The sequence below is a fragment of the Nocardioides sp. CPCC 206347 genome, assembly GCF_048654605.1.
Taxonomy (GTDB): Bacteria; Actinomycetota; Actinomycetes; order Propionibacteriales; family Nocardioidaceae; genus Nocardioides.
Genome location: NZ_JBMCYZ010000001.1, coordinates 850643 through 876122 on the forward strand (window position 1 = coordinate 850643; position 25480 = coordinate 876122).

The window sequence follows — 25480 nt, forward strand, 5'->3', positions numbered from 1 at the left end:
ACCGATGAGCGAATTCCTCTATCCCCACGCCCAGGTCTCGCCGCGGACCCTGCGTCTGCGACTGGCAGGAGTCGGCCTGGTCGGGGGCCTGATGCTCGGCCTGCTCGGCGGGTTCCTCGCCCTGCAGGCAGTCGGCGTGCTGAGCAGCGACGTCCGGGTGCGGGTGCTGCTGCCCACGGTGGGCGACACCCTTGGCATCAACTCCGACGTGAAGTACAACGGGCTGCGGGTGGGCCGCGTCGTGTCGGTCGACCCGGCCGGCCCCGAGGCGCAGGTGCTCGTCGCACCCCAGCACGCCCAGCTCATCCCGGCCGCCGTCACTGCACGGGTGCTGCCGGGAACCCTCTTCGGAAACGAGTACGTCGACCTGGTGGCCGCCTCCGGAACCGACCCGGCCCCGACCGCGGCGGCCGCGACGCACCTGAGCGACGGCGACGTCGTCCGCGCCGACGAGTCGACAACCACCGTGCGCCTGATGGACACGTTCTCGGCAACCCAGCGGCTGCTGGCCTCCGTCGATCCAGCCCAGTGGGACCTCGCCCTGACCCAGCTCGCCGACGCCCTCGACGGCCGCGGCACCGAGCTCGCCACGATGATTCGTGACAGCGACGCGTTCCTCGGCCGCTGGGAGGAGCTGCAACCCCAGGTCCAGCGCGATCTCGACCTGCTCACCGACGACTCCGACCTGATGGCCGACATCGAGCCGCAGCTGATCTCGGCGCTGCGCGACACCCGGCCGCTCGCGAAGACACTGGTCGAGGAGCAGCAGGGCACCACCACGTTGTTGCGTGGCCTGTCGACCCTGCTGGCAGGCGACGAAGGCGTCACCTCGTTCCTGCGGGCCCATGGCGCCGACACCGCTCGCCTGCTCAACGCCACCGCAGCGAACCTCGAGGTCTTCGCCCAGCGCTACCCCGCCTTCGCCCAGCTCCTGCAGAAGGTCCCGGCGCTGCTGCGCAACGGCGCCAAGGCGGTCCAGGGCGGAAGGATCCAGATGGAGGGCGCGCTCACCATCGAGATGCTCAACCCCTACGACGCGACCGATCCCGCCGACTGCCCGACCTATCGAGGCCTCAGGGGCAACTGCGGGGGTGCGCGCTGATGGGCAGGCAACTGAGCGAGCTGCGCCGCCACAAGGGCGCGGTGGCAGGGGTCGCCGTTTTCACCCTGGTGGCCGTCGTGCTGACAGCGATGGTGTCCGGCACCCTGTCGCGCGCCCAGCGTGGCGACGCGATCACCGTGACCGCGGTCTTCCGCGACGCCACCGGGCTCCGGGCCGGCGACGACGTCCGGGTGTCGGGCGTGCGGGTCGGGCGGGTCACCGAGACGCGCGTCGGAACGGGCAAGGAGCGAGGTCTCGCGGTGGTCACGATGAATGTGGCCGCGGACCAGGTCCTCCACGAAGACATCACGGCCTCCATCGACTACCTCAACCTGATGGGTCAGCGCTACGTCGACCTCACCCGTGCCGACCGCACCGCCGACGCTGCGCGACTCGCCGACGGCGACCGGATCCCGCTGGAACGGACCCGCCCGGCGCTCGACCTGACCGCGATGTTCAACGCGTTCGAGCCGATCTTCGAGCTGCTGCAGCCGGGCGACCTCAACCAGCTCGCGACGAACATCGTCCAGGTGCTGCAGGGCCAGGGGCCCACGATCGAGCACCTCCTCGAGCAGACCGCCGACCTCACCTCGGGCCTCGTCGACCGCGAGGACACCCTCGCCCGCGTCGTCGACAACGTCACCCTCGTGCTGCAGACCACCAACGACCACCGCACCGAGCTCTCCGAGCTCGTCCACGGACTCGACTCACTGACGAGCGGGCTCGCCTCCGACCGTGATCGCATCGCAGCGAGCCTCGACGGCATCGCCCGGCTCTCCGCCACGACTGCCGACCTCGTCGACGGCGTCAGCGGGCCGATCGTCAACGTGACAGGTCTGGCGCAGCCGTGGTTCGGCTTCCTTGCCGACAGGAAGGACCTCCTCGCCCGCACCGGCGCCGCCGTCCCGCAACAGCTCGAGGTCTACCTCCGGACGCTCGGTTACGGCAGCTATCTCAACGTCTTCGTCTGCACCCACTTCCTCAAGCTCGCCGGTGGGCCGTCCATCGATCTCGGCGTTGCCGGCGACCGCCACTCGAAGAGGTGCCGGTGATGGGAGACGCCTGGGGCCGCCTGGCCTGGCCGTTGCGCATCGTGGTCATCTGCGCCGTGGCCGCACTCGTCCTGCTCGGCATCAGGAGCATCGGCGGGGAGCCCGCCTACCACGTGCGACTGCACCATGCCGCAGGCATCGAGGCAGGCGACGACGTTCGGGTCGCCGGCTTGAAGGTCGGCAAGGTGACCGGGGTCAGCGCCGACCGCGACGAGGTCGACGTGACGTTCGCGCTCACCCAGTCCCCCGAGGACCTCGGCATCACCGACGACAGCAACGCCGAGGTCAAGCTGCTCTCGATCCTCGGTGAACGGTTCCTGTCCCTGACTCCCGGCGACGGGCGCCCACTGGCCGACGACGCCACGATCGCCGCCGAACACGCCAGCGACAGCTACACCATCGAGCGGTTCTGGCTCGAGGCGACACCGCAGGTGGAAGCACTCGATCTCGACCGGATCCAGCAGGCTGTCGACGTCCTGGCCACGGACCTGGACATCGCGCCCACCGCCATCCGCGACGCCCTCGACGGCATTGCCGGCGTCTCGGCGATCGTCAACGACCGCGAGCAACAGATCGATGACCTGCTCGTCTCCACCCGTGCCGTCACCAGCCTGGTGCTCGACCAGACCGACGAGCTCGACGACATCCTCGCCAACGGCACCGCCCTGATGCTGATGGTCCAGCAGCGCAAGGACACCATCCAGGCGCTGCTGGACGACGCCCACCGCTTCGTCACCGGGCTCACGGCCGTCGTACGAAAGACCGCGCCGCAGCTGAAGCCGGCGCTGCGTGACCTGCGCACGGTGGTCGGGGTGCTGACCAGGCACCGCAAGCTGCTCGACCGCACGCTGGAGCTGGCCGGGCCGACCATGCGGGTGTTCACCAACGCCACCGGCGACGGTCCCTGGCTCGGCGTCAACGCTCCCTGGGCCATCGTTCCCGACGACCTGGTCTGCTCGATCACCCCCGAGGACTGCCAGTGAACGCGCACATCTACCGGCGTCAGGTGTTCGGCCTCCTGGCCGGCGCCCTCCTGCTCGCGCTCGCCGTGTCCGGTGTCCGCATGCTCGGCTGGCTCGACGGCGAGGACCCGGACGCGCTGGTGGTGAGCGCCGACTTCGTCGACACCACCGGCGTCTACGTCGGCAACGAGGTGACCTACCTCGGGGTGCACATCGGCGAGATCGTCGATGTCGAACCGCGGGGCACGTCGATGCGTGTCGTCATGCACCTCGAGCCCGGCACCGAGCTCCCGAAGGACGCCGGCGCACAGATCCTGCAGGGCTCGCTGGTGACCGACCGGTTCATCGAGCTGGGGCCGGCCTACACCGGCGGCCCGAAGCTCGCCTCCGGCGCCCGCATCGACGCCGACCACACCCGCTCCCCCGCCACGGTCGACGAGATCGCCAAGGCGATCGACGACCTGGTTCTCGCCCTCGACGCCGACCTCGGCGACGGCAAGGGCGGCAAGGGACTCGGCGAGGCCCTGTCCACGACTGCGGCAGCACTCAAGGGCAACGGCCCCCACCTGCGCAGCGCGCTCGCCGAGAGCCGCGACGCCCTGGCCGCGATCAACGACAAGGACGCCGACCTCACCGCCGTGACGGCCAACCTCCTCGAACTGGTGACGACGCTGGGCCAGCGTGATCGACAGCTGCGCTCGTTCACCCGCGCGGCAGCCGACACGACCAGCGTCCTCGCCGACGAGCGCGACGAGCTGGTGGCCACCCTGGGCAGCCTCGACGAGCTGACCCGGCTCACCAACCAGTTCCTGAAGGACAACGGCGAGGTCCTCGGTGAGGACCTCGCCGGTCTCGCGGACGTCGTCGGCATCGTCCGGGAGAACCAGGACTCGCTGTCGGAGGCCTTCGACGTGATGCCGACCATGGCCGAGAACTTCGCGCGGGCCTACGACTGGGACCAGGGCCGCCTGCGTGTCCAGTTCTCGTTCGCCGTCGGTCCGTTCGCGGCCGCCTTCCGCAGCCACAGCTGCGCCGTCTTCGCAGAGACCCTCGGTGGCTCGGCGGGCACCGAGCTGTGTGGGGCACTGTTCGACACCGACGGGTCCGGCCTCCTCGATCCCGTCCTCGACGGGCTCTTCACCACGTTGCTGGGCGGTGCCGCATGAGAACGACGGCTGCTGCGCTGGTCCTCGCTGTGGGTGCTCTCGCCTCCGGTTGCGGCTTGAGCCTGGACGACGTCCCGATGCCGAGCCTGGTCAGCGGGCCGACGTACACCATCACGGTGGAGTTCGATGACGCCCTCAACCTGCCCGTGGACGCTCCGGTCAAGCTCGACGGCGCGACCGTGGGGCAGGTGAACGCCGTCGAGGCGGGCGAGTACGTCGCCGAGGTCGAGCTGGCGCTGTCGACCACGGTTGAGCTCCGCGACACCTCCCGGGCCGAGATCCGGCTGACCTCACCCATGGGGACTGCGTTCGTCCAGCTGTTCCCCGGCGCCGAGGGCGAGCCGTTGCGTGCGGGCGATTCCCTGCCGGTGGCAGCGACGGGCTCCGCACCCGACGTGACCGACCTGCTGTCGGCCCTGTCGACGGTCGTGACCGGTGGCAGCTTCGCCGACATCTCGACCATCGTGAAGCAGCTCAACGTCGCCTTGACCGGCAATGCGCAGGACGTTCGGAGCCTGCTCGGTCGCCTCGACACCGCGGTCACCGACCTGAACACCGAGTTCCCCCGCATCGACCGCCTCACCCGCGCCCTGGACCGGCTCACCAGGAAACTGGCCGGCGACCTGCCGGACATCACCCGGTCGCTGACCGACCTCACCGACCTGGTCGTGTCGTTCGACGCCCAGCGCATCGATCTCGTCGCCGCGATGGAGTCACTGCGGCAGTTCGATGTCGTGGCGACACCGCTGACGCGTGCCGTGCGCGACGACCTGGTCAGCCAGCTCGAGGACATGGGTCCGGTCGTCCGCACGCTGCTGCGCGGCCGCAAGGACATCGAGGGCGTGATGGAAGGGCTGGTCGCCTTCGCCTCGGGCAGCGACCTGGCCGCACCGGGTGACTACGCGAACTTCGACCTGACCTTCCTGCTCGACCTGGCTGAGCTGGCGAAGGCGGGGACCCCATGACCACGATCGAACGGACCTCGACGGAACAGGTCGCCGACACCGCCCGCGCGTGGAAGCGGCGCAGTCACCTTGCGCAGGCGCTGATCCTGTTCATCCTCATCGGAGGCGTGCTCTACGTCGCCGACACCGTCGTCGGTGGTTCCCTGTTCCGCAATCCGTACCACCTCACGGTCCAGCTCCCCCAGGCAGCAGGACTCCACGAGGGTTCGGTCGTGACCTACCGCGGTCAGCGGATCGGCGAGGTCCTCGAGGTGAACCTCGGCACCGAACCCGGCATCGGCGCCGTCGCGCTGCTCGAGATCGAGTCGGACGTCGACGTGCCGGAGGACAGCACGATGGAGGTGCGCAACCTGTCCGCCGTGGGCGAGCAGTACCTCGACGTACGGCCTCGGAGCGACGGCGGGCCCTACCTCGCCCACGGAGCCACCGTGGCGGTCTCGGACACCTCGGTCCCGGTCAACGTGCCCGACGTGCTCGCGCACGCCCAGGGGCTGATGTCCCACCTCGACGTCGCGGACATCCGCACCATCGCCGACGAGACGGCGGCCATCTTCGGCAACGCCGAGGAGGACGTCGACCTGCGGGCCCTCGCCATCGAGATGGAGACGGCCTTCGCCATGCTGCGGCGGCTGGAGCCTGATCTCACCCTGCTCGCCCGACGCGCCGAGAAGCCGCTGGCGACCGTGGCCGAGCTCTCTCCCGAGATCCGCGGGATGTCGCACGACCTCGAGCTGATCGCCGCGTCCCTCGCAAAGGCCACCCCTGACATCCGCCGGACCGTGACGACCTCGCTCGACCTGCTGCCGCGTCTGGACCGTTGGTGGCGCGCGACCTCACCCGAGCTCCGCCGGATGCTGCAGAACGGCGTACCGGTGACCGAGATGGCCGCGCGTCACCTCCGCGGCCTCCAGCACTGGCTGGACTGGGTGCCGATGCAGGCCGACGTGATGGCCGGCAGCACGCGCGGTGGCAGCGGCCGGGTCGCGTTGGTCCCCCGGATCCTCAGGAACTGCATCTACGACACGAAGGTCCAGCGGGACATCCAGGACACCCGTCGCCGGGCACCCGTGACCGACGTGCGCTGCACCGATCCGCCCCCAGGCACCCAGGGCCGTGGGTCCGGTGCCGTCCCCCGGCAGTAGCCCCACCGGAGAGAACGACGACGACCGTCCGGTCAGCTACCCCTGCGCACTGACCTCGCCCGCCAGTGCCGGCGCCAGGTCGCCCTTCGGTGCGACGACGACCTCGTCCAGCCCCAGCCAGCCGGCGAGCTGGTGGAGCTCCGCGGCGAGCTCGGCCGCCGTGTCCGCGGGTGCGCCCGGCTCGGACCACGCGGACTGCACCAACAGGCGCGACCTCGCCCGGTCGGCCTTGAGGTCGACCCGGCCGACGATCGTGTCGCCCAGGAGGAACGGCAGGACGTAGTAGCCGTGCACCCGCTGGGCAGCAGGGACGTAGATCTCGATCCGGTAGAAGAAGTCGAACAACGCCTCGGCGCGGTCCCGCTCCCACACGACCGGATCGAACGGGCTGAGCAGCGCGCGTGCGCGGACCCGCCGCGGGAGCCGGGCCTCGTGGTGCAGGTACGCCGGACGGCGCCACCCCTCGACCTGCACGGACTCCAGCTCCCCGGCGTCGACCAGCGACTCGATCGCGACCCGCGCCTCGCCGATCCTGATCCGGTAGTAGTCGGCCAGGCAGTGGGCCGAGCCGACACCGTGTGACCGGGCTGCCCTCCGGACCAGCTCGACGTGCGCCTCGGCCTCGGTCAGCGCAGGGGCCTCGAGAACGGCCGACGGCAACACGCGCTCAGGCAGTTCGTAGCGGATCTCGAACTGGCTGTTGCGACCGGCAATGGCCAGGTCGCCCACCGTGAAGAGGTAGTCGAGCATCCGGCGGGTGCGTGACCAGTTCCAGCCCCAGTGCTCCTTGGTGCGCGGCAGGCCGTCATCGAGCTCGCGCGCCGTGCTCGGACCGCGGTCCGCGATCTCCGCGATCAGGGCAGCCTCCAGCGCGTCGTCCTCGGCCACGAAGGACCACTTGCCCCGTTTCGCGCGATGGGCGTCCATCCGGTGCCGCATGGCCGGCCAGAGCTCGACGGGCATGAACGCCTGGACGTGTGCCCAGTACTCCACGACCCGGCGCTGCCGACCGGCCGCAGCGCGCGCGAGCAGGTCGACGTCGTACGGCCCCATCCGGGAGTAGAGCGGCATGAAGTGCGCCCGCTGCAGGACGTTGACGCTGTCGACCTGGAGCACGCCGGTGCGGGCGAGGGTGCGGTCGAAGGTCCGCAGGTTCGGGGTGGCGTGGCGCGCGTCGAGGAAGCCCTGCGCACCCAGTGCGATCCGGCGCGCCTGCGCGCGCGACAAGGTCTGGGTGCTCACGCCGCCACCCTAGGAGACCGCGCCGACACCGCCGTCCTGGCCGTTCTGCTGACAGCAGAACCATTCGTCGCCCCGCCCGTCACCGACCTACCGTGGCCGACATGGGCCAGGTCATCGCGTTCAAGCCACCCACCCCCGAGCCGTTGTGGCGCGAGCAGGTCGGCAAGCAGCTGCGCGAGCAACGCTTGGCCGCCGGCTGGCGGCTGCGTGACGTCGCCGAGCGGGCGGGCGTCTCGACCCAGTACCTCTCCGAGCTCGAGCGCGGCCTCAAGGACCCCAGCTCCGAGCTCCTCGCCGCCATCGCCGGCGCCCTCGGCAGCAGTGTGCGCGAGGTCGCCTCGCGCGCGATCAGGAGTACGCCGACGGGCCCGGTGTGCCTCGCTGCGTGATCACCGCGTCGACCAGCCCGTAGTCGACGGCTGCCTGCGCGGTGAGCACCAGGTCACGTTCGGTGTCCTCGCGCACCTGGTGTGGCGTGCGCCCGGTGTGCGTGGCCAACAGCTCTTCGAGCAGGGACCGCACCCGTTCGATCTCCTCGGTCTCCAGGATCAGGTCGGGGATGGTGCCGCGGGACTCGGCCGCCGGCTGGTGCAGCACCACCCGGCCATGGCGCAGGATCTGCCGGTGGCCGGGCTCACCGCCGGCCAGCAGCACGGCGGCGGTGGCGACGGCCTGGCCCACGCACGTCGTCTCGACCGGTGGGCGCACGAACTGCATGGCGTCGTACACCGCCAGCATCGCCGGGATCGATCCGCCCGGTGAGTTGATGTACAGGTTGATCGGTGCCTCCGGGTTCTCCGACTCCAGGTGCACCAGCTGGGCGATCAGGGCATTGGCGACCCCGTCGTCGATCGGCGTACCGAGGTAGACGACGCGATCCGCCAACAGGCGCGAGTAGATGTCGGTGGTGCGCTCGCCGCGCGGGGTCTGCGTGGTCACGTAGGGGATCGGGTAGGTCGTCATGCCGACACCGCCGGGCGAAGTCCCAGGCCGAGGGATCGTTGCGGGGCGGGCCGGATCTGCGCCAGCGACGCGACGACGTGGTCGGCGAAGCCGTAGGCGATCGCCTGCTCCGCGTTGAACCAGCGATCGCGGCGGGAGTCCTTCTCGACCGTCTCGACCGGCTGTCCGGTGTCGGCGGAGATCAGCCCGAGCACGGTGTCGCGGTTGTCGCGCAGCGTCTCCGCCTGGATCGCGATGTCGCCGGCCGTACCTCCGAAGCCTGCCGAGCCCTGGTGCAGCAGGACCTTGGAGTGGGGCAACAGGTAGCGGTGCCCCGGGGTACCGGCGCTGAGCAGGAACTGGCCGGCGCTGTAGGCCATGCCGAGGTTGACCGTGGTGACGGTGTTGGGGATCAGCCGCATCGCGTCGCGGATCGCCAGCATGCCGGGAACCGACCCGCCGACCGAGTTGATCCAGAGGGAGATGGGCGTCTTCTCGTCATCGGCGGCGAGCATGAGCAGCGCCGTCGTGATGCGGTTGCTGAGCGTCTGGTCCAGCTCGGTCCCGAGCAGGATCGTGCGTTGCTCGAGGAGCCGCCTGCCCAGGTCGTCGTCGAGGAAGCTCGCGGTGGGTGCGTTCATGCACTTGAGCGTCGCAGCGCGCGACGAGTCGCCCAAGGGCTTGCTGCTGCGGGCGGATCCGCCCCCAGCAGCACGGAGCGCGCTCGGTCAGTCCAGACAACCGGCAGCGCGGCGGGAGGAGGTCGGCGGCAGCTTGCTGCCCCCTTCTCCTCCGAAGACGCGCTCGGTCAGTCCAGATTGACCAGTTTCGCGCGGACGGCGTACATGACCGCCTCCATGCGCGAGTGCAGCTGCAGCTTCTCGAGGATGTTGCGCACGTGGTTCTTCACGGTGTTCTCGCTGATCGCGAGCTGGGAGGCGACGTCGCGGTTGCTCAGGCCCCGCGCGACCAGGCGCAGCACCTCGAGCTCGCGCTCGGTCAGCTTCAGCGCGGTGCCCGCGGTGCGCTCGGGCGTCGACATGGTCTTGAACTCGTCGATCAGCTTGGCGGCCATCGACGGGCTGATCAGGGACTGGCCGTCGGCCACCACCCGGATGCCCTGCGCGACCTCCTCGATCGAGGAGTCCTTGAGCAGGTAGCCGGAGGCACCGCTCTTGACGGCCTCGTAGAGATCGGCCTCGTCGTCGGACACGGTCAGCATGATGATCTTCGTCATCGGGACCGCTTCCTTGATCGCGACGCACGCCTCGATGCCCGACTGCTTGGGCATGCGTACGTCGAGCAGGACGACATCGGGAACGGTGCTGATCGCCAGGGCCACGCCCTCGGCACCGTCGCCGGCCTCGCCGACGACCTCGATGCCGGCCTCGATGCCGAGCAGCATCGTCAGGCCGCGACGGAAGAGCTCCTGGTCGTCGACCACTGCCACGCGAACCGGTCCGCTCACCCGTTGCCCCCTGTCCCGCTCGGCGTTGTCCCACTCGTCACTCAGGCATCATGGCACGACTTCCCGATGCGACGGCGGTCTAGCCCGCCGCGTGCCGAATGGCCGGCCCCGGAAACAGCGGGCCGGCCATCGGATCTGCGGACAGGCTCAGCCTTCCCGGGCGCCGATGTCGAGGGAGATGACGCCGTAGTCGTAGCCACGACGGCGGTAGACGACCGCCGGCCGCTCGCTCTCCTTGTCGACGAACAGGTAGAAGTCGTGGCCGACCAGCTCCATCTCGTAGAGCGCCTGGTCGAGCGTCATCGGGCTGGCCGGGTGGGTCTTCTCGCGGACCACGAGCGGGCCGTCGCCGGTGACGGTGATCGGTCCGACCTGGCGCTCGATCGACACGTCGTCCTCGGCCACCTCGTCGGTCGCGATCTCCAGGTCCGACAGGGCCCGTCCGACCGAGACCCGTTCGGGGCGTCCCTTGTGCACCCGCCTTCGATCGGCGGCCTTGCGCATCTGGGCCGCCATCTTGTCCATGGCCAGGTCCAGCGCGCCCATCTTCTCGTCGGCAGCCGCTTCGGCCCGGATCACCGGACCCTTGGAGTACGCGGTGAGCTCCACATGGACAGCGTGGTCGTGCTGGCGCGGGTTGGGTTCGGAGTCAACCTCGACGTGCACCCGCATGATGCGGTGGTCGTGCTTCTCCAACTTCGCGAGCTTCTCGGTTGCATGCGCCCGGAACCGGTCCGAGATCTCGCAGTGCCTTCCGGTGACCACAACGTCCATCAGTTACCTCCATGGGAATCGGTGATGGGTGCTCCCGCCGCCTGGGGCGGGACGATTGATAGCGCGGCAGCGCGGCGAGGGCCGGCGCCCAAGGCTTGCCGCCAAGCCAAGGGATGCTCCGCGCAAGCCAACTGCGTGCGCGGCAGCGCGGCGAGAGCCGTCGGCGGCAGCTTGCTGCCCGCGCTGCGGCGAAGCCGCGCTCGCGCCATTGAAGGAGTCCGCCCGGCCGACCTGGTCTTCGTCCCCACAATCGCCTGCTGAGGCTTCCGCAGCTTGGTGCCACTACTGGCCTTCTCCCGGATTCGGACGTATCTGACGTCCGGTCCGAGGCAGGACTTACGACTAAGCCGCACCGTGATCGTCGACCCGGGGGTCGACTTACGTGGACCGTTTCGCCTGCGACTGGCATCGGCTTGCCGTACCCGGCCGGGCGCCTGCCCCACCTGTACGACGCAACCACGGACCCGGGCGGACTCCATGTAGAGACGTTAGTCCGTTGTCGAAGCGGACGAAAGGCTTCACCCGAACTTGGGCCTCCGGTCACGCAGCCGGGTGGCCGCGACGGTGGCCGATGCGAGGACGGTGATGCCCGTGGCCTCGAGCGCCCGTTGCGCCTCGCGGAGCGTCGCGCCGGTCGTGAGGACGTCGTCGCACAGCACGACATGGGCGTGGGGGAACCGCTCCCCCAGGCGTCGTACGACGGCGGAGGGTGCCGCCATGGAACCGGCGAGGTTTGCTGCGCGCCCGCGCGTGTCGAGGCCGGCCTGGTCGATGACGCCGGGGCGCAGTCGCAGCAACTGGAGGGTGGCCACGGTCCTGCCCTCGACCGCGAGGCGGCGCGCGGCGGCCCGGGTCATCGTGAGGGTCGGATCGTGTCCGCGTTGGCGGACTGCTGCAGGTCGGGAGGGCACGGGCACCAGGACGACGGGGGCGCCGGCACCGCAGCGCGCGTCCTCCAGCGCCTGACCGACCGAGCAGGCCAGCAGGTCCCCGAGGGGGCGGGCGAGGGCGAGCACCCGCCGCTCCTTGTGCGCGAGCACCATCGAGCGCAGCGCGTCGTCATAGGCGCCCGTCGCGTACGGCGGCACCAGGCCGGGTGGCGTCGGGGTGGGCCAGCGCACGGCGGCCCCGGAAGGCAGCGCGTCCCGGCAGTCCGGGCAGAGTGCCCGCCCCGGCCGGAGGCAGGCCACGCACGCCGACCCGAGGACCAGGTCGACGAAGCCGTCGGCGAGCACGGGCAGCAGGCGCACCGCCCCACCCCATCAACCGCACCGTCGCCGGACAACTGCCGGCCACGGTGCTGTGGAGAACGAGCGTGGAGAACTACCCGGCGTAGTCGAGCTGGGTGAGCAGCGCGTCCGCGGCGTCGTACGCGTCCTGCTGCACGATGTCGACGTACCGGTCGGCGTAGACGGCCAGCATCGGTGGGCCGGGGGTCGGCGTGCCGGCCAGGCCGATCAGGGCGCCCGACACGATCGTCGACAGCTCGTCCACACCCACGGTTGCGCCGTCGGCAGCCACCACGTCGACCTCGGAGAGGGTGCCGGGTGCGGTCGGGGTCAGCAACCCGACCCGGATCGGACTGGTCCACGCCATGTCGACGATCCGCCCGTTGCTGGCCGCGTGGACGAGGTACGGCGCCCGCGCGCGGGCGATGCCGCCGCGGCCGTTGATCACCACGCGGGCCCCCACGACCTCGTCGCCCCGGCTGGTGCGCAGAACCGCCACCAGTCGGGTGCCGTCGCGGGACACGATGAGCTGGTGGGCCTGTTCGCCCGTCACGCCGGGCACGTCCACCTGGCGCACGCCATCGCCGTCGACGAGCCACACGACCGATCCGGAACGGCGGCGCTCGAGCACCCACAGTCGTCCGCTGGCGTCCCACGACGGCCGGGCGTACGTCCCGCCACTCAGCACCGTCCGGGTCGGTGGGGCGTCCGCCGTCTCGCGGACCGATCCGACCCGCACCCGCCGGCTGCTCCCGTCGACGACGGCGACCTGCTCGCCGTCCGGCCGGGCGGCTGCCACCTCGATACCGGCACCCTCGTCTCCGAACGGCCCCGTGGCCGGAACCAGGTTGCCAGCGGTCCCCCAGACCAGCCGTCCCCGGGTCAGGCCGAAGAGCAGCGTGGTGGCGCCGGCGCCGGCCGGATCGAAGGCCTGGCCACCGTTGACGGGGTACGTCGACGCGCCACCCGGCAACGGCAGGTCGAAGCCGCCGACGGTGACGCGGAGCGCCGTGATGTCGTCGTCCTGGCGCAGTGTCCACGCCAGCTGGGCGAGCATCAGCTCGGCTTCCTCCGAGGTGACCTTCGGGGCGTCACCGACGAGCGTGATGTCAGCGACGCCGGACTTGTCGACGGGGACGGAGAGGCCGACGCTGAGGCCGGACGGGAGGAAGGAGCGGACCACTCCGCGGGCCAGGGGCGGCGGCCCGGCCAGCAGTCCCGAGACGAGGCTGGTGGCGAGCTGGTCGCCCTCCGGCACGAAGACCGGCTCCGGCACCAGGATCTGGGCGAGCGGGTCGAAGTAGTACAGGGACACCTGGCGATAGCGCTGCTGGAACCAGGTGGCCGGGACCACCAGTGCGTCCTGCGGGTCGGCGATGCGGTACTCGCCGTCCTCCACCGTGACGCGGAATCCCATCGTGAGCTCGTTGGCCGGCACCGGACCACGCCAGCCACCGACGGCGTCCAGGCGGTCGGCAGCCGTGAGCTCGACGGAGACGGAGCCGCCGACCTCGCGGACCGGCAGGGTGTCGCTGTAGACGATGGTCTCCTGCTCGGGATTCCATTGCGCGGCGGCGCCGCCGGTGAGGTACTTCTTGGCCACGCTGGTCTGGATCGGCCAGGCCGTCATCGCGTCGAGGAACCCGGCGACGACCTCGGTGCGCGACGCGCCGGCGGTCGGCGGACGGGCGTCGATGTCGCTGGCCTGGCGCACGTCCTCCTCGTCGGTGACGTTGCGTTCGACGATCGGACCGTCGGTCGGCAACGTCACACAACCGCCGAGCAGGACGGCCGCGAACAGGGCGATCGCCACCTGTCGGGCGATCGCAGCCGGGCGGGTCGTCAGGCGGGTCGCCGGGCGGGTCATCGGGTGCCCTCCTGGGTCGGCACCACGACGGGTCCGATCACGATGCCGGCATCGGTGGACGCAGCGTCGTCGGGGACCAGCGAGAGGGGGCTGTTGCGCAGCGTCGCCCCGGCATGCCGCGGGACCGTCAGCCGGAACTGGGCGCCCTGGCCGGTACGGCCCCAGGCCTGCAGCCATCCCCCGTGCAGGTGGGCGTCCTCCTGCGCGATCGCCAGGCCGAGCCCGGTTCCGCCGCTGGTCCGGGCGCGCGCGGGGTCCGAGCGCCAGAACCGGTTGAAGACCATCGCCGCCTCCCCCGGTGCGAGCCCGACGCCGTGGTCGCGGACCGTGATCCCGGCCGCCTCGGCGTCCGAGGCCAGCCGGACGATGACCGCCTCGGTCGGGTCGTCGGCCTGGGCGTGGTCGATGGCATTGGTGACCAGGTTGCGCACGATCCGCTCGATCCGTCGTACGTCGACCTCGGCGCGCACCTCGTCGTCGGGCTGCTCGATCACGACCCGTACGCCTCGCTGGTCGGCCAGCGGCTGAGCAGCAGTGACCACGCGCTCGACGACCTCAACGAGGTTGACGTCCTCGGTCGCCAGCCGGGCCGCACCGGCGTCGAAGCGGCTGATCTCGAGGAGGTCGACGAGGAGGTTCTCGAACCGGTCGAGCTCGGCCTGGAGCAGCTCGGCCGAGCGCGCCGTCGTCGGGTCGAACCCGTCGCGGGCGTCGTGGAGGACGTCGGACGCCATCCGCACCGTGGTCAGCGGCGTGCGCAGCTCGTGCGACACGTCGGACACGAAGCGGCGCTGGACCCAGCTCAGTTCCTCCAGCTGGCGGATCTGGCGCTGGAGGTTCGTGGCCATCTGGTTGAAGGAATACGCCAGCCGCGCGATGTCGTCCTCGCCCCGGACCTGCAGTCGTTCCTGGAGGCGCCCGGACGCGAGTCGCTCCGCGACCCGTCGGGCCATCCGGATCGGCGTCACGACCTGGCGCGTCACCAGCCAGGTCAGTCCCGCCACCAGGACCAGCAACAGGCCCGCGGCGGTGAGCAGCGCACGGGTGACCAGGCCCAGGGTCTCCTCCTCCTCGGTGAGCGGGAAGAGGAAGTACAGCGTGTAGGTCTTGCCGTCCGACGGCAACGGCACCTGCGCCCCGACGACGATGCCGGCCCGCGACGTCGTGCCGTCGGGGCCGGTCTGCACGATGTTGGTGTAGGTCCAGGCGGTGGATCGGCCCAGTCCATCGAAGTGCGCCTCGAGGCTCTCCGGGACGCTGACCAGGTCCAGGCCGCTGGTGTACTCGCCGCCACCTTCGCGCAGGGGCAGGTCCTCCCCCTCCGGTCCGGCCAGGACGACGCTGTACCCGCGACTCACGCCGCGGTCGATGATCGGGTCGACCAGGTCGCGCTGCTGGCGGCTCGCGTTGACCTCGGTGCCCGACGCGGCAGCGAGCCGGCCGTTCGCATCACTCACCTCCGCGTCGACCTCACCGAGGACGACCTCGACGCGGTGCTCGAGCAGGCCCTGCTTCGTCTGCTGCAGCAGGATCCAGCCGACCGCACTGACGGTGAGCGCCGACAGGACGACCGTGCTGACGACGACCCGTGCCTGGATCGACCGACGCCAGAAGGTGAGCGCACGTCGTACCTCCGGCGCGACCCGGGCCCAGAGGCTGCGCAGCCACCGGGACAGGTCGGATCCGTCCATGTCCGTCGGCCTAGACAGCGCCGGCCTTGTAGCCGACGCCCCGCACGGTCAGGACGATCTCGGGGTGCTCGGGGTCGTGCTCCACCTTCGAACGCAGGCGCTGCACGTGGACGTTGACCAGGCGCGTGTCGGCGGCGTGGTGGTAGCCCCAGACCTCTTCGAGGAGCAGTTGCCGCGTGAAGACCTGGCCGGGCTTGCGGGCCAGGCACAGCAACAGGTCGAACTCCAGCGGCGTCAGGAAGATCTCGACGCCGTCGCGGGTCACCGAGTGCCCGGCGACGTCGATCTCGAGGTTCTTGACGGTGAGCGTCTCCTGGGGGACGTTGTCGGTACGACGCACGCGGGCCCGGATCCGTGCCACGAGCTCCTTGGGCTTGAACGGCTTGACGACGTAGTCGTCGGCACCGGACTCCAGCCCGACCACGACGTCGACGGTGTCGCCCTTTGCCGTGAGCATCACGATAGGGACGCCGGACTCGGCCCGGATCTCCTTGCACACGTCGATGCCGTCCTTGCCGGGCAGCATCAGGTCGAGCAGGACCAGGTCGGGGCGGTAGTCGCGGAAGTCGGCGAGGGCGAGGTCGCCGCGCGGGCACACCCGGCTCTCGAAGCCCTCCTGGGAGAGGACGATGCCCAGCATCTCGGCCAGCGGTGCGTCGTCATCGACGACAAGCACCCGTCCCCGGGTGGGGTACGACGGCGCGCCGGCGGGAGGTGTCATGGGTCGATCCTAGGTGGGAGGAAGGCAGAAGCCCCGCACCGAGTGGGTGCGGGGCTCCTGACCGTGGAACTCAGTAGCGGTATGCGTCAGCCTTGAACGGGCCCTCGACCGGAACGCCGAGGTAGTCGGCCTGCTCCTGGGTCAGGATCGTCAGCTCGACACCGAGGGCGTCGAGGTGCAGACGGGCGACCTCTTCGTCGAGGTGCTTCGGCAGCACGTAGACGCCGACGGGGTACTCCTCGACCTTGGTGAAGAGCTCGATCTGGGCGAGCACCTGGTTGGTGAAGGAGTTCGACATGACGAACGACGGGTGGCCGGTCGCGTTGCCGAGGTTCAGCAGACGGCCCTCGGACAGCACGATGACCTTCTTGCCGTCGGGGAAGATCCACTGGTGGACCTGCGGCTTGATCTCGTCCTTGACGATGCCCTCGATCTTGGCGAGACCAGCCATGTTGATCTCGTTGTCGAAGTGGCCGATGTTGCCGACGATCGCCTGGTGCTTCATCTTCTCGAAGTGCTCGACCCGGATGATGTCGAAGTTGCCCGTCGTGGTGATGAAGATGTCGGCGTACTCGACGACCGACTCGAGGCGCTTGACCTCGTAGCCGTCCATCGCTGCCTGCAACGCGCAGATCGGGTCGATCTCGGTGATGATCACGCGAGCGCCCTGGCCGCGGAGCGACTCGGCGGAACCCTTGCCGACGTCGCCGTAGCCACACACGACGGCAACCTTGCCGCCGATCATGACGTCGGTGCCGCGGTTGATGCCGTCGATCAGCGAGTGGCGGCAGCCGTACTTGTTGTCGAACTTCGACTTGGTGACCGAGTCGTTGACGTTGATCGCCGGGAAGAGGAGCGAGCCCTCCTTGAAGCGGTCGTACAGGCGCAGCACACCGGTGGTGGTCTCCTCGGAGACACCCTTGATGTTGTTGGCGATGTTCGTCCAGCGGGTGGGATTGTTCTCGAGCGAACGAGCGAGGACCCGGAGGACCTCCTTGTACTCCTCGTTGTCAGTCGTGTCCTGGCCCGGAACCACGCCGGCCTTCTCGAACTCGACACCCTTGTGGACGAGGAGGGTGATGTCGCCGCCGTCGTCGAGGAGCATGTTCGGGCCGATCACGTTGCCGGCCTCGTCCTTGAAGTCGAAGACCTTCTCGGCTTCGTCCCAGTACTCCGCCAGCGACTCGCCCTTCCAGGCGAAGACGGGGGTGCCCTTGGGGTCCTCGGCGGTGCCGCCCGTCTCGGGGCGGCCGACGACGACCGCAGCAGCGGCGTGGTCCTGCGTCGAGAAGATGTTGCAGGTGGCCCAGCGGACCTCGGCGCCGAGGGCGACGAGCGTCTCGATCAGCACACCGGTCTGGATGGTCATGTGGAGCGACCCGGCAATCCGGGCGCCCTTGAGGGGCTGGGCATCGCCGTACGTCGTGCGCAGCGAGACAAGGCCGGGCATCTCGTGCTCGGCGAGGGTGAGCTCCTTGCGGCCGAACTCGGCCAGGCTCAGGTCAGCAACCTTGTAGTCCATGAAAAGGGGTCCTCGAGGATCGAGTGTTTCGTGTCCATGCGGCGCATCTGCGCTCTGCCGGGGTCTCCCGCGCATGACACAGGACACCCTACAAGCGGGATTCGGCGCGCGGGGAATCATCAGGGAAGCGACTCACGCCGGACTCGGCGCCGGAGCGGTACGGTTGATCCGTACGTTCTCAGGGCGGGGTGGAAATCCCCACCGGCGGTAGGAGCGTCCCGGCAGATCCGGGGCGGTCGAGCCCGCGAGCGCCACACGGATCCCCCGGATCGGTGTGGGTCAGCAGATCCGGTCGAACTCCGGAGCCGACGGTCACAGTCCGGACGAGAGAGAACGCGACGGGCCTCGTGCGCGTCGTCACGCCCTGGGTGACACGCAAACAGGAGGAACCATGTCACCCACCGCTCCCCGCATTGCCATCATCGCCGCCCGCTGGCACGCCGACATCGTCGATGTCGCCGTGACAACGGCCACGGAAGAACTTCGCAGCCGCGGCTACGAGGTCGACGTGGTGCACGTCCCCGGCGCCTTCGAGATCCCGCTGCAGGTCCGGCGGCTCGCACAGTCTGGCCGGTACGCAGGAGTCGCGGCAGCCGCGCTCGTCGTCGATGGCGGCATCTACCGCCACGACTTCGTCGCTCCCGCGGTCGTCGATGGGCTGATGCGCGTTCAGCTCGAGACCGACGTCCCGGTGTTCTCGGCCGTGCTCACGCCGCACCACTTCCACGAGCACGACGACCACGCCAACTATTTCCGCGCCCACTTCGAGACCAAGGGACGCGAACTGGCGAGCGCGGTCGACGCCACCGTGCGGCTGCCCGTCGGTTGAGCCAAGCGGTTCCGCCCAGCCAGAGATCTGGGCGGGCGGGACCGCCGGCCCAGTCGTTGAGGTGCGAGCGGAACCGTCCACCAACTCTCCACATGCCCGGTCCGGGCCGTTCCCCTTCCACAGGCAGCTTTGCGTCGCTTCGTTGTGTCGGACCTCGATGATCCAATACATGTATGGATCTCGGAACCCAGCCCCAGCTGAAGGGCAGCCATGACACCCGGTCGACGGCCGAGATCCTCACCGACGTCCGGACCAAGGTCCGTGACCGGCGAGGGCTGGTGGTCGGTGAATGGATCGACGCCGTTGCGTGGGCGAACCGCAACATCGTCACCACCCCCGAGCAGGCCGCGACCATCGTGGACGGCGTCATCGACACCGGGGTTCCGATCGCCGGCCACGGCGCACCGCTCGTCAGTGAGTTCAACCTGATGGAGTTCATCGCCGTCTTGGGTCGCTCGCCTGATGGTGGGCGTGCGTACGTGGGGCGGATCATCGAGTGCGCCTGGCGCCTGCCCGGCGTCTACGCCGCTGTGGTCGAGGGCAGGTTGGAGCCGTGGCGTGCCGAGCGGATCGCGGACCTCACCCGTCCGCTGAACGCCGAGGCCGCTGGGTTCGTGGACCGCCAGCTCGCCGCGGTCGGTGGTGTGGGTTGGGCCCAGCTCGAACGCCTCGTCACCGAAGCGGTGATGCGGTTCGACCCCGAACGCGCCGAGGCCGAGCGCCAGGGCGCGAACGAGGAGCTGTTCGTCGACGTCCACCTCGACGAGATCGACCAGCACGGCCGGGTCCGCATCGACGCCCTGATCGATGCCGCCGACAGCCACGACGTCGACCAGGCCATCAACCGGCGCGCGATCCAGCGCGGGAAGCTCGGCGACACCTCACCCCTCGGCGTGCGCCGAGCCAAGTCCGTCGGCGACATCGCCCGCCAAGACCTTTCCCTTGACCTGCTCTTCGCCGACCCCGACACCGGTGAGGTGATCGCCACCGTCCCCGGTCGCAAGGTCGAGATGAGCGTCCACATCACCGACACCACCCTGAACAAGGTCAACCCGTTCGCGAACCCTGTCGGGCGTTGGGACCAGGGCCGCACCCCGGTCTCCACGGCGCAGATCAAGGAATGGCTCCAAGCCCCCAACACGTCGGTGACAGTGCGCCCGGTGATCGACCTCGCCGACTGCGTGCCGGTCGATTCCTACGAGATCCCCGACCGGATCCGACGCATCGTCGAACAAAGGGATCACACCTGTCGGTTCCCCTGGTGTGGCAGGCCGGCCGCGAAGTGCGATCTGGACCACGTGGTCCCGTACAACAAGGGCGGCCCGACCTGCCCCTGCAACCTCGCCCCGGGTTGCAGGCGACATCACCGCGCCAAGACGTTCTCGAACTGGTCCTATCTCGTCGTGCTATCCGGTCACTACCTGTGGATCAGCCCGCACGGCCACCACTTCCTCGTCGGACCCAACGGCACCCGCGCCCTCGACCCACCCCGGTCACCCGATCCCGACGGTCACTGACCCCCACGCCCCGAACCCCGCCCACCAGCGGGGTCCGAGGCATGCCCGCGTGCGGGTGCCGCAGTGCGTGACGCCCGAAGGGCGAGGACGACCCCAACGGTCGTCAGGAGCAGCGCCAGTGCAGCCAGGCCGACGGCTCCACGGAATCTGGCCATGTTGGCTGAGTAGCACTCAGCCCCTACCTCAGCGAAGTAGTCGTGCGGGTGCTCGCCGCCCGGCCCCTCGCTGTTCTCGTTGAGCCCCGCGTCCCACGGCGCGATGCTGCAACCCACCTCGCCGGCAGGCTCACCGGTGAAGTCCGATGCACTGACGTTCACCGTCGGGTTGTCGAACCACACTGTCAGTCCCAGGACGAGCAGCAACAACGCCCCGACGAGACACGTCGCGGCAGTGCGACGCGATCCCACGCCCCCACCCTGAGCCGACACGGTCAGTGGGCGGGCCCCGCCGGGGCGTCCGACGACCCGTCCGTGTCGTACTGCTCGATCGGGTCCTTGTCCCCGGGGAACGGCAGCACCCGGACGACGGCGACGACGATCGAGCCGACGACCAGGCCGATGACCGCGGAGATGCCGGTGTTGGCGAGCCAGGCGAGGACACCGCCGACGAAGCCGTGCACCGCGTGCTTGATGTCGTGCTCGATGCCGTGGACCCACTCGTACGGCGCATCCCACCAGCCGACCTCGTGGATGTTGACGAGCAGGATGTGGCCACCGACCCAGAGCATGGCGACGGTGCCGACGATGGAGATGAACGACAGCAGCTTCGGCATGGCGGCCACCAGGCCGCGGCCGAGCGCCTGCACGAAGGACGCCTTGCGCTGGGCGAGGTTGAGGCCGACGTCGTCCATCTTCACGATCAGCGCGACGACGCCGTAGACGGCGATCGTGATGACGAAGGCGACCACCACGAGGATCGCGAGGCGTGCCCAGAAGCTCGCGTCGTCGTCGATGTCGGCGAGCGCGATCACCATGATCTCGGCCGAGAGGATCAGGTCGGTGCGGACGGCACCGGCGATCATCGCCTTCTCGGCCTCCGGGCTGACCTCGCTGACCGGAGTGTCGTGGTCGTCGTGGCCCGACAGCATGTGCCAGACCTTGTGGGCGCCTTCGTAGGCCAGGAACGTGCCACCCGCCATCAGGATGATCGGGAGCAGGTCCGGGAGGAACTCGCTGAGCAGCAGCGCCGCCGGCAGGATGATCAGCAGCTTGTTGCGGATCGAACCGATCGCGATCTGCTTGACGATCGGGAGCTCGCGGTCGGCGGCAAGGCCGTGGACGTACTGCGGCGTCACCGCCGTGTCGTCGATGACCACACCCGCAGCCTTCGTCGTGGCGCGGCCGGCCGCGGCACCGACGTCATCGATGGACGCGGCCGCGAGCTTGGCGATGGCAGCAACGTCGTCGAGCAGGCCGAAGAGTCCGGCGCTCACGCGGCCTGTCCATCCACGGAGGTGGTCAAGGTGATGGGCATGGCGGAAGGCTACCGGCCCACGGTGACCGGCTCCCCCACCACTTCGAGCTCCCGCTCCTGCTCCTGTACGACGACCGCGAGCGCCACGGCGTCATCGACCCTGCGGTCGGCGGACGCGAACGGATCCACGACGTGCTGGAGGAACCGTCGTACCGGCGGGGCCGCCAGCCCGAGCGCGATGCCGAGCCCGGCGAGCGTGGCTGCGGCCAGGCCCAGCCAGGGCCGTCCTTCGGCCCATTCGGGGAAGCCGGCGTACTCAAGGCCCTTCACGGCGAAGCCGTGGAACAGGTAGATGACCATCGTCGCCGCGCCCATCCGGGCGAACCAGCCGCCGACGCGCGGGACGACCGCCAGCCAGGCCACCGCACCGGCCATCCCGACACCGAGCACCAGCAACCGGGTCAGCACGGCGGTCTGGCCCGAGGCGTCGATGAACGAGTACGGCTTGAAGTAGAGGTAGTCGCCGCTGGCCCAGCGGTCGAGCGTCAGCGCGAGCAGGCCGATGACCGCGAAGGCCGCCGCACCGAGGACGGTGGCCGAGCGCGAGCGCAGTCCCTCGAGCCGCTCCGGGGTCGCCTTCAGGCCGAGCACGAAGAACGGCAGCAGGCCGAGGATCCGTGCGAGGTCGAACAGCTGGGAGAGCTCGCCGTCGATGAAGCCGCTCGCGAGGCTGACCGCCACCGCGACCACGACGCCACCCCACAGCGGCCGGAACGCCGGCGCGAGGAGCCGCCACACGATCAGGGCCGGGAGGTACCAGAGCGGGAAGTGCGGGTCGGTGAACAGGTCGACGAGGTTCTCCCCGCCCACCTGGATCCGGAAGAGCGCGAGCGCGGCCTCGAACACGAGGTACGGAACAGCGAGCGTCGTGACCAGCTGCCACATCCGGCCCGGAGCCCACGTGAAGGCACGCGACAGGTAGCCGGAGACGAAGACGAACGCGGGCATGTGCCACAGGTAGAGGAAGTCGTACAGGCCTCCTCCGAGGCCGCCCGGCGGCAGCAGTGCCCAGGTGTGGCCGAGCACCACGAGCGCGACCAGCGCCATCTTCGCGTTGTCGAGCCAGGGGTCCCGAGAGGTGGAGGCCATCACTCCTTGGTACCCGAAGTCGCCGAACCAAGTCCAAGTGTCCGACAACCCGACAAACGGGCTCCGTGGCCCGCCAGCGAGCCCGCCAGCGAGCCCGTCAGTCCGGGACGAGACCCAGCCGGAGGTACTCCGCGGCGTAGGTGCCGCTGAGCAGCAGCGAGGCGTAACGACCGACCTCGCCGGCCGCCTCGGAGGCCACATGCTCGATGCGTACGTCGTGGGCCAGGCACGCCTCCTCGAGCCGGATCCGCTGGTCGCGGACGACCGGGTCATCGACCCCGTCGTCGAGGATCACCAGCACCGGACGGCGCTCGCCCGCGTCGTCCGCGAACGGGTCGGCGAAGACGTTGCGGGGTCGCGCCGCCTCGATCACGGGCAGCAGGTGTTCGGCGTCGCCGGCCAGGGCCGTGCGTCCCGACGTACGACGAATCGACTCCGCGACGCGGCGCGCGGCCCGGGCGGCCAGGACCGATCCGCCCCAGACCAGCGGGCTGGCGTCGGCCAGCGAGATGGCCAGCATCTTGGCGGGGTTGATCGAGATGTCGCGGTTCGGCGAACAAGCGATCGCCACCACGTCGAGCGCGTCCGCCACGGCGTCAGGGTCGGCGTTCGGGCCGATCTGGATCTGGTCGAGGAACGACAGCATCGCAACGGCGGTGGCCAGCTGGTCGCCGGTGTCGGTCGGAAGGATGGTGGTCCAGCGGCCGGTGGCGTGCTGGGCGACCAGCGACTCCGACGGGGTGGCGACCACGAGCTGGCAGCCGCGTCGCGCCGCTTCAGCCACCGCGGACGCGGTGCCGGGGTCGGAGCCCTCCGGGGCGAGCACGACGACCAGGTCGAGGCTGCCGGTCCAGCCGGGCAGGGCGGGGGCGGGCCAGGCGACGAACGGCACCGGGCAGAACGGCTCGAGGACCGCCCGCAGCAGGCGGGAGTCCGGCCCGGCGGCGATCACCGCACGGGGACGGGTCTCGCTGGACCGGGAGACGGCTTCGGCAATCGCCTCTGCGGCGGCGCCCACCTCACGTCGTACGCGCGCGCCGGACTCGGCCAGGGTGCGCAGCCGCAGGTCGGCGCTGCCCAGGGCGCTCTGGTCATCCAGGCGGGACTCGTCGAACCAGACCATGGCGAGGACCGGGCGCTCAGGCCGGGGAACGGGCCTCGTCGACGAGCAGCACCGGGATGCCGTCGCGCACGGGGTAGGCCAGGCCGCAGCCGCCGCACACCAGCTCGTCGGCGCCGTCGGTCCCGGAAGGGGTCAGGGTGAGATCGCCCTTGCAGGCAGGGCAGACGATGATCGCCAGCAGTTCGGGCGAGATCTCGGGGGTGCTCACTTGTCACCCCGGATGATCGCCAGGGCTTCGTCTCGGACTCGGGCCATGGTGGGCTCGTCCTTTCCTTCGGCGTTGAGCCGCAGCAGCGGCTCGGTGTTGGAGGCGCGCACGTTGAACGCCCAGTCGGCATGGCTGATGCTCAGCCCGTCGAGCTTGTCGATCGTGACGCCGTCCTGGGCGCCGTACTCCTTCTCGAGGGCGACCAGGACAGCGCCCTGGTCCTCGACGGTGCTGTTGATCTCGCCGCTGAGCGGGTAGCGCTCGTAGTCGTCGAGCAACTGCGACAGCGGGACATCGGCCTCGGCCAGCGCAGCCATCGCGTGCAGGGCCGCGAGCATGCCGGAGTCGGCGCGCCAGAAGTCACGGAAGTAGAAGTGGCCGCTGTGCTCGCCGCCGAAGATCGCGTCGGTCTCGGCCATCGTGGCCTTGATGTACGAGTGGCCGACCCGGGTGCGCACCGGGGTGCCGCCGAGCTCGGTCACGATCTCCGGCACGGCACGCGAGGTGATCAGGTTGTAGATGATCGTCGAGCCAGGCTCCTTGGCGAGCTCGCGGGCCGCGATCAGCGCCGTCAGCGTGGACGGGGAGACCAGCTCACCACGCTCGTCGACGAGGAAGCAGCGGTCGGCATCGCCGTCGAAGGCCAGACCGATGTCGGCGCGCTCGGCGAGCACCCGCTTCTGCAGGTCGACGAGGTTCGCGGCCTCGATCGGGTTGGCTTCGTGGTTCGGGAAGGTGCCGTCGAGCTCGAAGTACATCGGCACCATGTCGACCTGGTCCGCGAGCCGCTCGAACACCGCCGGAGCGGTGTGACCGGCCATGCCGTTGCCGGCATCGACGACGACCTTCAGCTTGCGGCCCTGCACCGGGGCCAGCGACAACAGGTGCGCGGCGTAGGCCTGGAGGACGTCGAGGTTGTCGACCCCACCCGTGCGCGTGCCGACGACGGGTGCGCCGGCGGCGACGCGGTCGCGGATCTCGGCCAGGCCGCTCTCCACGCCGACGGGCTGCGCGTACGCACGGCAGAGCTTGATCCCGTTGTACTGCGCGGGATTGTGGCTCGCGGTGAACATCGCGCCCGGCAGTCCGAGGTGGCCCGAGGCGAAGTACAGCTGGTCCGTCGAGGCGAGGCCGATCATCGTGACGTCGGCACCCGCCGTCGTCGCACCGTCGGCGAAGGCACCGGCCAGGGACGGCGAGCTGGGTCGCATGTCGTAGCCGATGACGAGGGCGTCGATCCCGAGCACCTCGACGTAGGCCGAACCCGCAGCGCGGGCAAGCTCCTCGTCGAGCTGCTCACCGACGATGCCGCGTACGTCGTAGGCCTTGAAGACCTTGCTCAGGTTGTCCGGTGAGGTCGTGGCACTGGCCATGAACGGGACAGTAGTGCAAGGAC

25 protein-coding genes and 1 riboswitch are annotated in these 25480 nt (G+C 70.0%); of the genes, 9 read left to right on the forward strand and 16 right to left on the reverse strand.

Features of this window, described 5'->3' with window-relative positions; genetic code table 11:
- The first annotated feature begins 4 nt into the window (after nucleotides 1-4).
- Genes ACOACQ_RS04060 through ACOACQ_RS04085 form a run of 6 tightly spaced genes read left to right on the forward strand, consistent with a single transcriptional unit; the run spans nucleotide 5 to nucleotide 6389 of the window.
- Nucleotides 5-1102, forward strand: a complete 1098-nt coding sequence (locus tag ACOACQ_RS04060) for an MCE family protein (protein ID WP_420287650.1) — start codon at nucleotides 5-7, stop codon at nucleotides 1100-1102.
- Complete coding sequence (locus ACOACQ_RS04065) at nucleotides 1102-2154, forward strand: MCE family protein (RefSeq protein ID WP_420287651.1); 1053 nt, start codon at nucleotides 1102-1104, stop codon at nucleotides 2152-2154. The genes ACOACQ_RS04060 and ACOACQ_RS04065 overlap by 1 nt, the downstream gene beginning before the upstream one ends.
- On the forward strand, nucleotides 2154-3137 hold the full coding sequence (locus ACOACQ_RS04070; protein ID WP_420287652.1) for an MCE family protein: 984 nt from the start codon (nucleotides 2154-2156) through the stop codon (nucleotides 3135-3137). Before ACOACQ_RS04065 ends, ACOACQ_RS04070 begins: the two co-directional genes overlap by 1 nt.
- Nucleotides 3134-4282: an MCE family protein gene (locus ACOACQ_RS04075; RefSeq protein WP_420287653.1), complete on the forward strand. Its 1149-nt coding sequence runs from the start codon at nucleotides 3134-3136 to the stop codon at nucleotides 4280-4282. Before ACOACQ_RS04070 ends, ACOACQ_RS04075 begins: the two co-directional genes overlap by 4 nt.
- Nucleotides 4279-5247, forward strand: coding sequence for an MCE family protein (locus tag ACOACQ_RS04080; protein ID WP_420287654.1), 969 nt, complete (start codon nucleotides 4279-4281; stop codon nucleotides 5245-5247). The genes ACOACQ_RS04075 and ACOACQ_RS04080 overlap by 4 nt, the downstream gene beginning before the upstream one ends.
- Nucleotides 5244-6389, forward strand: a complete 1146-nt coding sequence (locus tag ACOACQ_RS04085) for an MlaD family protein (protein WP_378602304.1) — start codon at nucleotides 5244-5246, stop codon at nucleotides 6387-6389. Before ACOACQ_RS04080 ends, ACOACQ_RS04085 begins: the two co-directional genes overlap by 4 nt.
- A gap of 36 nt (nucleotides 6390-6425) precedes the next feature.
- Here the strand turns inward: ACOACQ_RS04085 and ACOACQ_RS04090 are convergent, their stop codons facing one another.
- Nucleotides 6426-7631, reverse strand: a complete 1206-nt coding sequence (locus ACOACQ_RS04090; RefSeq protein WP_420287655.1) for a winged helix-turn-helix domain-containing protein — start codon at nucleotides 7629-7631, stop codon at nucleotides 6426-6428.
- Between the two features lie 101 nt (nucleotides 7632-7732).
- Between ACOACQ_RS04090 and ACOACQ_RS04095 the strand changes: the two genes are divergently transcribed.
- Entirely contained in the window at nucleotides 7733-8020 is a 288-nt protein-coding gene (locus ACOACQ_RS04095; protein ID WP_378602298.1) for a helix-turn-helix domain-containing protein, read from the forward strand.
- Here the strand turns inward: ACOACQ_RS04095 and ACOACQ_RS04100 are convergent.
- From ACOACQ_RS04100 to ahcY, 9 genes are all read right to left on the reverse strand, one after another.
- Nucleotides 7980-8594: a ClpP family protease gene (locus ACOACQ_RS04100; RefSeq protein ID WP_420287656.1), complete on the reverse strand. Its 615-nt coding sequence runs from the start codon at nucleotides 8592-8594 to the stop codon at nucleotides 7980-7982. The two genes, ACOACQ_RS04095 and ACOACQ_RS04100, sit on opposite strands and share 41 nt — an antisense overlap.
- A complete protein-coding gene (locus ACOACQ_RS04105) occupies nucleotides 8591-9214 on the reverse strand; it encodes a ClpP family protease (protein ID WP_420287657.1) in 624 nt (207 codons plus the stop codon). Before ACOACQ_RS04105 ends, ACOACQ_RS04100 begins: the two co-directional genes overlap by 4 nt.
- 167 nt (nucleotides 9215-9381) lie before the next feature.
- The gene (locus ACOACQ_RS04110) at nucleotides 9382-10041 is read right to left on the reverse strand and encodes a response regulator (RefSeq protein ID WP_378602289.1); all 660 of its coding nucleotides are present in this window, start codon (nucleotides 10039-10041) and stop codon (nucleotides 9382-9384) included.
- 147 nt (nucleotides 10042-10188) lie between these two features.
- Nucleotides 10189-10815, reverse strand: a complete 627-nt coding sequence (hpf, locus tag ACOACQ_RS04115; protein WP_378602286.1) for a ribosome hibernation-promoting factor, HPF/YfiA family — start codon at nucleotides 10813-10815, stop codon at nucleotides 10189-10191.
- Nucleotides 10816-11333: 518 nt separating this feature from the next.
- Nucleotides 11334-12065: a ComF family protein gene (locus ACOACQ_RS04120; protein WP_420287658.1), complete on the reverse strand. Its 732-nt coding sequence runs from the start codon at nucleotides 12063-12065 to the stop codon at nucleotides 11334-11336.
- Between the two features lie 73 nt (nucleotides 12066-12138).
- Nucleotides 12139-13911 carry an LpqB family beta-propeller domain-containing protein gene (locus tag ACOACQ_RS04125; RefSeq protein WP_420287659.1) on the reverse strand — a complete coding sequence of 591 codons (1773 nt, stop codon included), beginning with the start codon at nucleotides 13909-13911 and terminating at the stop codon, nucleotides 12139-12141.
- Complete coding sequence (mtrB, locus tag ACOACQ_RS04130; RefSeq protein WP_378602277.1) at nucleotides 13908-15602, reverse strand: MtrAB system histidine kinase MtrB; 1695 nt, start codon at nucleotides 15600-15602, stop codon at nucleotides 13908-13910. Before mtrB ends, ACOACQ_RS04125 begins: the two co-directional genes overlap by 4 nt.
- Before the next feature lie 10 nt (nucleotides 15603-15612).
- Complete coding sequence (mtrA, locus tag ACOACQ_RS04135) at nucleotides 15613-16323, reverse strand: MtrAB system response regulator MtrA (protein WP_378602273.1); 711 nt, start codon at nucleotides 16321-16323, stop codon at nucleotides 15613-15615.
- Between the two features lie 70 nt (nucleotides 16324-16393).
- A complete protein-coding gene (gene ahcY, locus ACOACQ_RS04140) occupies nucleotides 16394-17845 on the reverse strand; it encodes an adenosylhomocysteinase (protein WP_378602270.1) in 1452 nt (483 codons plus the stop codon).
- 170 nt (nucleotides 17846-18015) lie between these two features.
- A riboswitch (FMN riboswitch) is annotated at nucleotides 18016-18184 on the forward strand.
- A gap of 52 nt (nucleotides 18185-18236) precedes the next feature.
- Between ahcY and ACOACQ_RS04145 the strand changes: the two genes are divergently transcribed.
- Nucleotides 18237-18674, forward strand: a complete 438-nt coding sequence (locus tag ACOACQ_RS04145) for a 6,7-dimethyl-8-ribityllumazine synthase (RefSeq protein WP_378602267.1) — start codon at nucleotides 18237-18239, stop codon at nucleotides 18672-18674.
- 173 nt (nucleotides 18675-18847) lie between these two features.
- Nucleotides 18848-20191, forward strand: a complete 1344-nt coding sequence (locus ACOACQ_RS04150; RefSeq protein WP_420287660.1) for an HNH endonuclease signature motif containing protein — start codon at nucleotides 18848-18850, stop codon at nucleotides 20189-20191.
- Here ACOACQ_RS04150 and ACOACQ_RS04155 read toward each other — a convergent pair.
- From ACOACQ_RS04155 to ACOACQ_RS04180, 6 genes are all read right to left on the reverse strand, one after another.
- The gene (locus ACOACQ_RS04155; protein WP_378596393.1) at nucleotides 20185-20598 is read right to left on the reverse strand and encodes a hypothetical protein; all 414 of its coding nucleotides are present in this window, start codon (nucleotides 20596-20598) and stop codon (nucleotides 20185-20187) included. The two genes, ACOACQ_RS04150 and ACOACQ_RS04155, sit on opposite strands and share 7 nt — an antisense overlap.
- Before the next feature lie 23 nt (nucleotides 20599-20621).
- The gene (locus tag ACOACQ_RS04160; protein ID WP_378596394.1) at nucleotides 20622-21623 is read right to left on the reverse strand and encodes a DUF808 domain-containing protein; all 1002 of its coding nucleotides are present in this window, start codon (nucleotides 21621-21623) and stop codon (nucleotides 20622-20624) included.
- Nucleotides 21624-21673: 50 nt separating this feature from the next.
- Nucleotides 21674-22753, reverse strand: coding sequence for an acyltransferase family protein (locus ACOACQ_RS04165; protein ID WP_420287661.1), 1080 nt, complete (start codon nucleotides 22751-22753; stop codon nucleotides 21674-21676).
- Between the two features lie 97 nt (nucleotides 22754-22850).
- Nucleotides 22851-23876: an SIS domain-containing protein gene (locus ACOACQ_RS04170; protein ID WP_378596397.1), complete on the reverse strand. Its 1026-nt coding sequence runs from the start codon at nucleotides 23874-23876 to the stop codon at nucleotides 22851-22853.
- A 16-nt stretch (nucleotides 23877-23892) separates the two neighbouring features.
- Nucleotides 23893-24069 (reverse strand): Trm112 family protein, encoded by a 177-nt coding sequence (locus ACOACQ_RS04175; RefSeq protein ID WP_378596409.1) that lies wholly within the window; start codon nucleotides 24067-24069, stop codon nucleotides 23893-23895.
- 11 nt (nucleotides 24070-24080) lie between these two features.
- Nucleotides 24081-25457 (reverse strand): phosphomannomutase/phosphoglucomutase, encoded by a 1377-nt coding sequence (locus ACOACQ_RS04180; protein ID WP_378596398.1) that lies wholly within the window; start codon nucleotides 25455-25457, stop codon nucleotides 24081-24083.
- Between the last annotated feature and the right edge of the window lie 23 nt (nucleotides 25458-25480).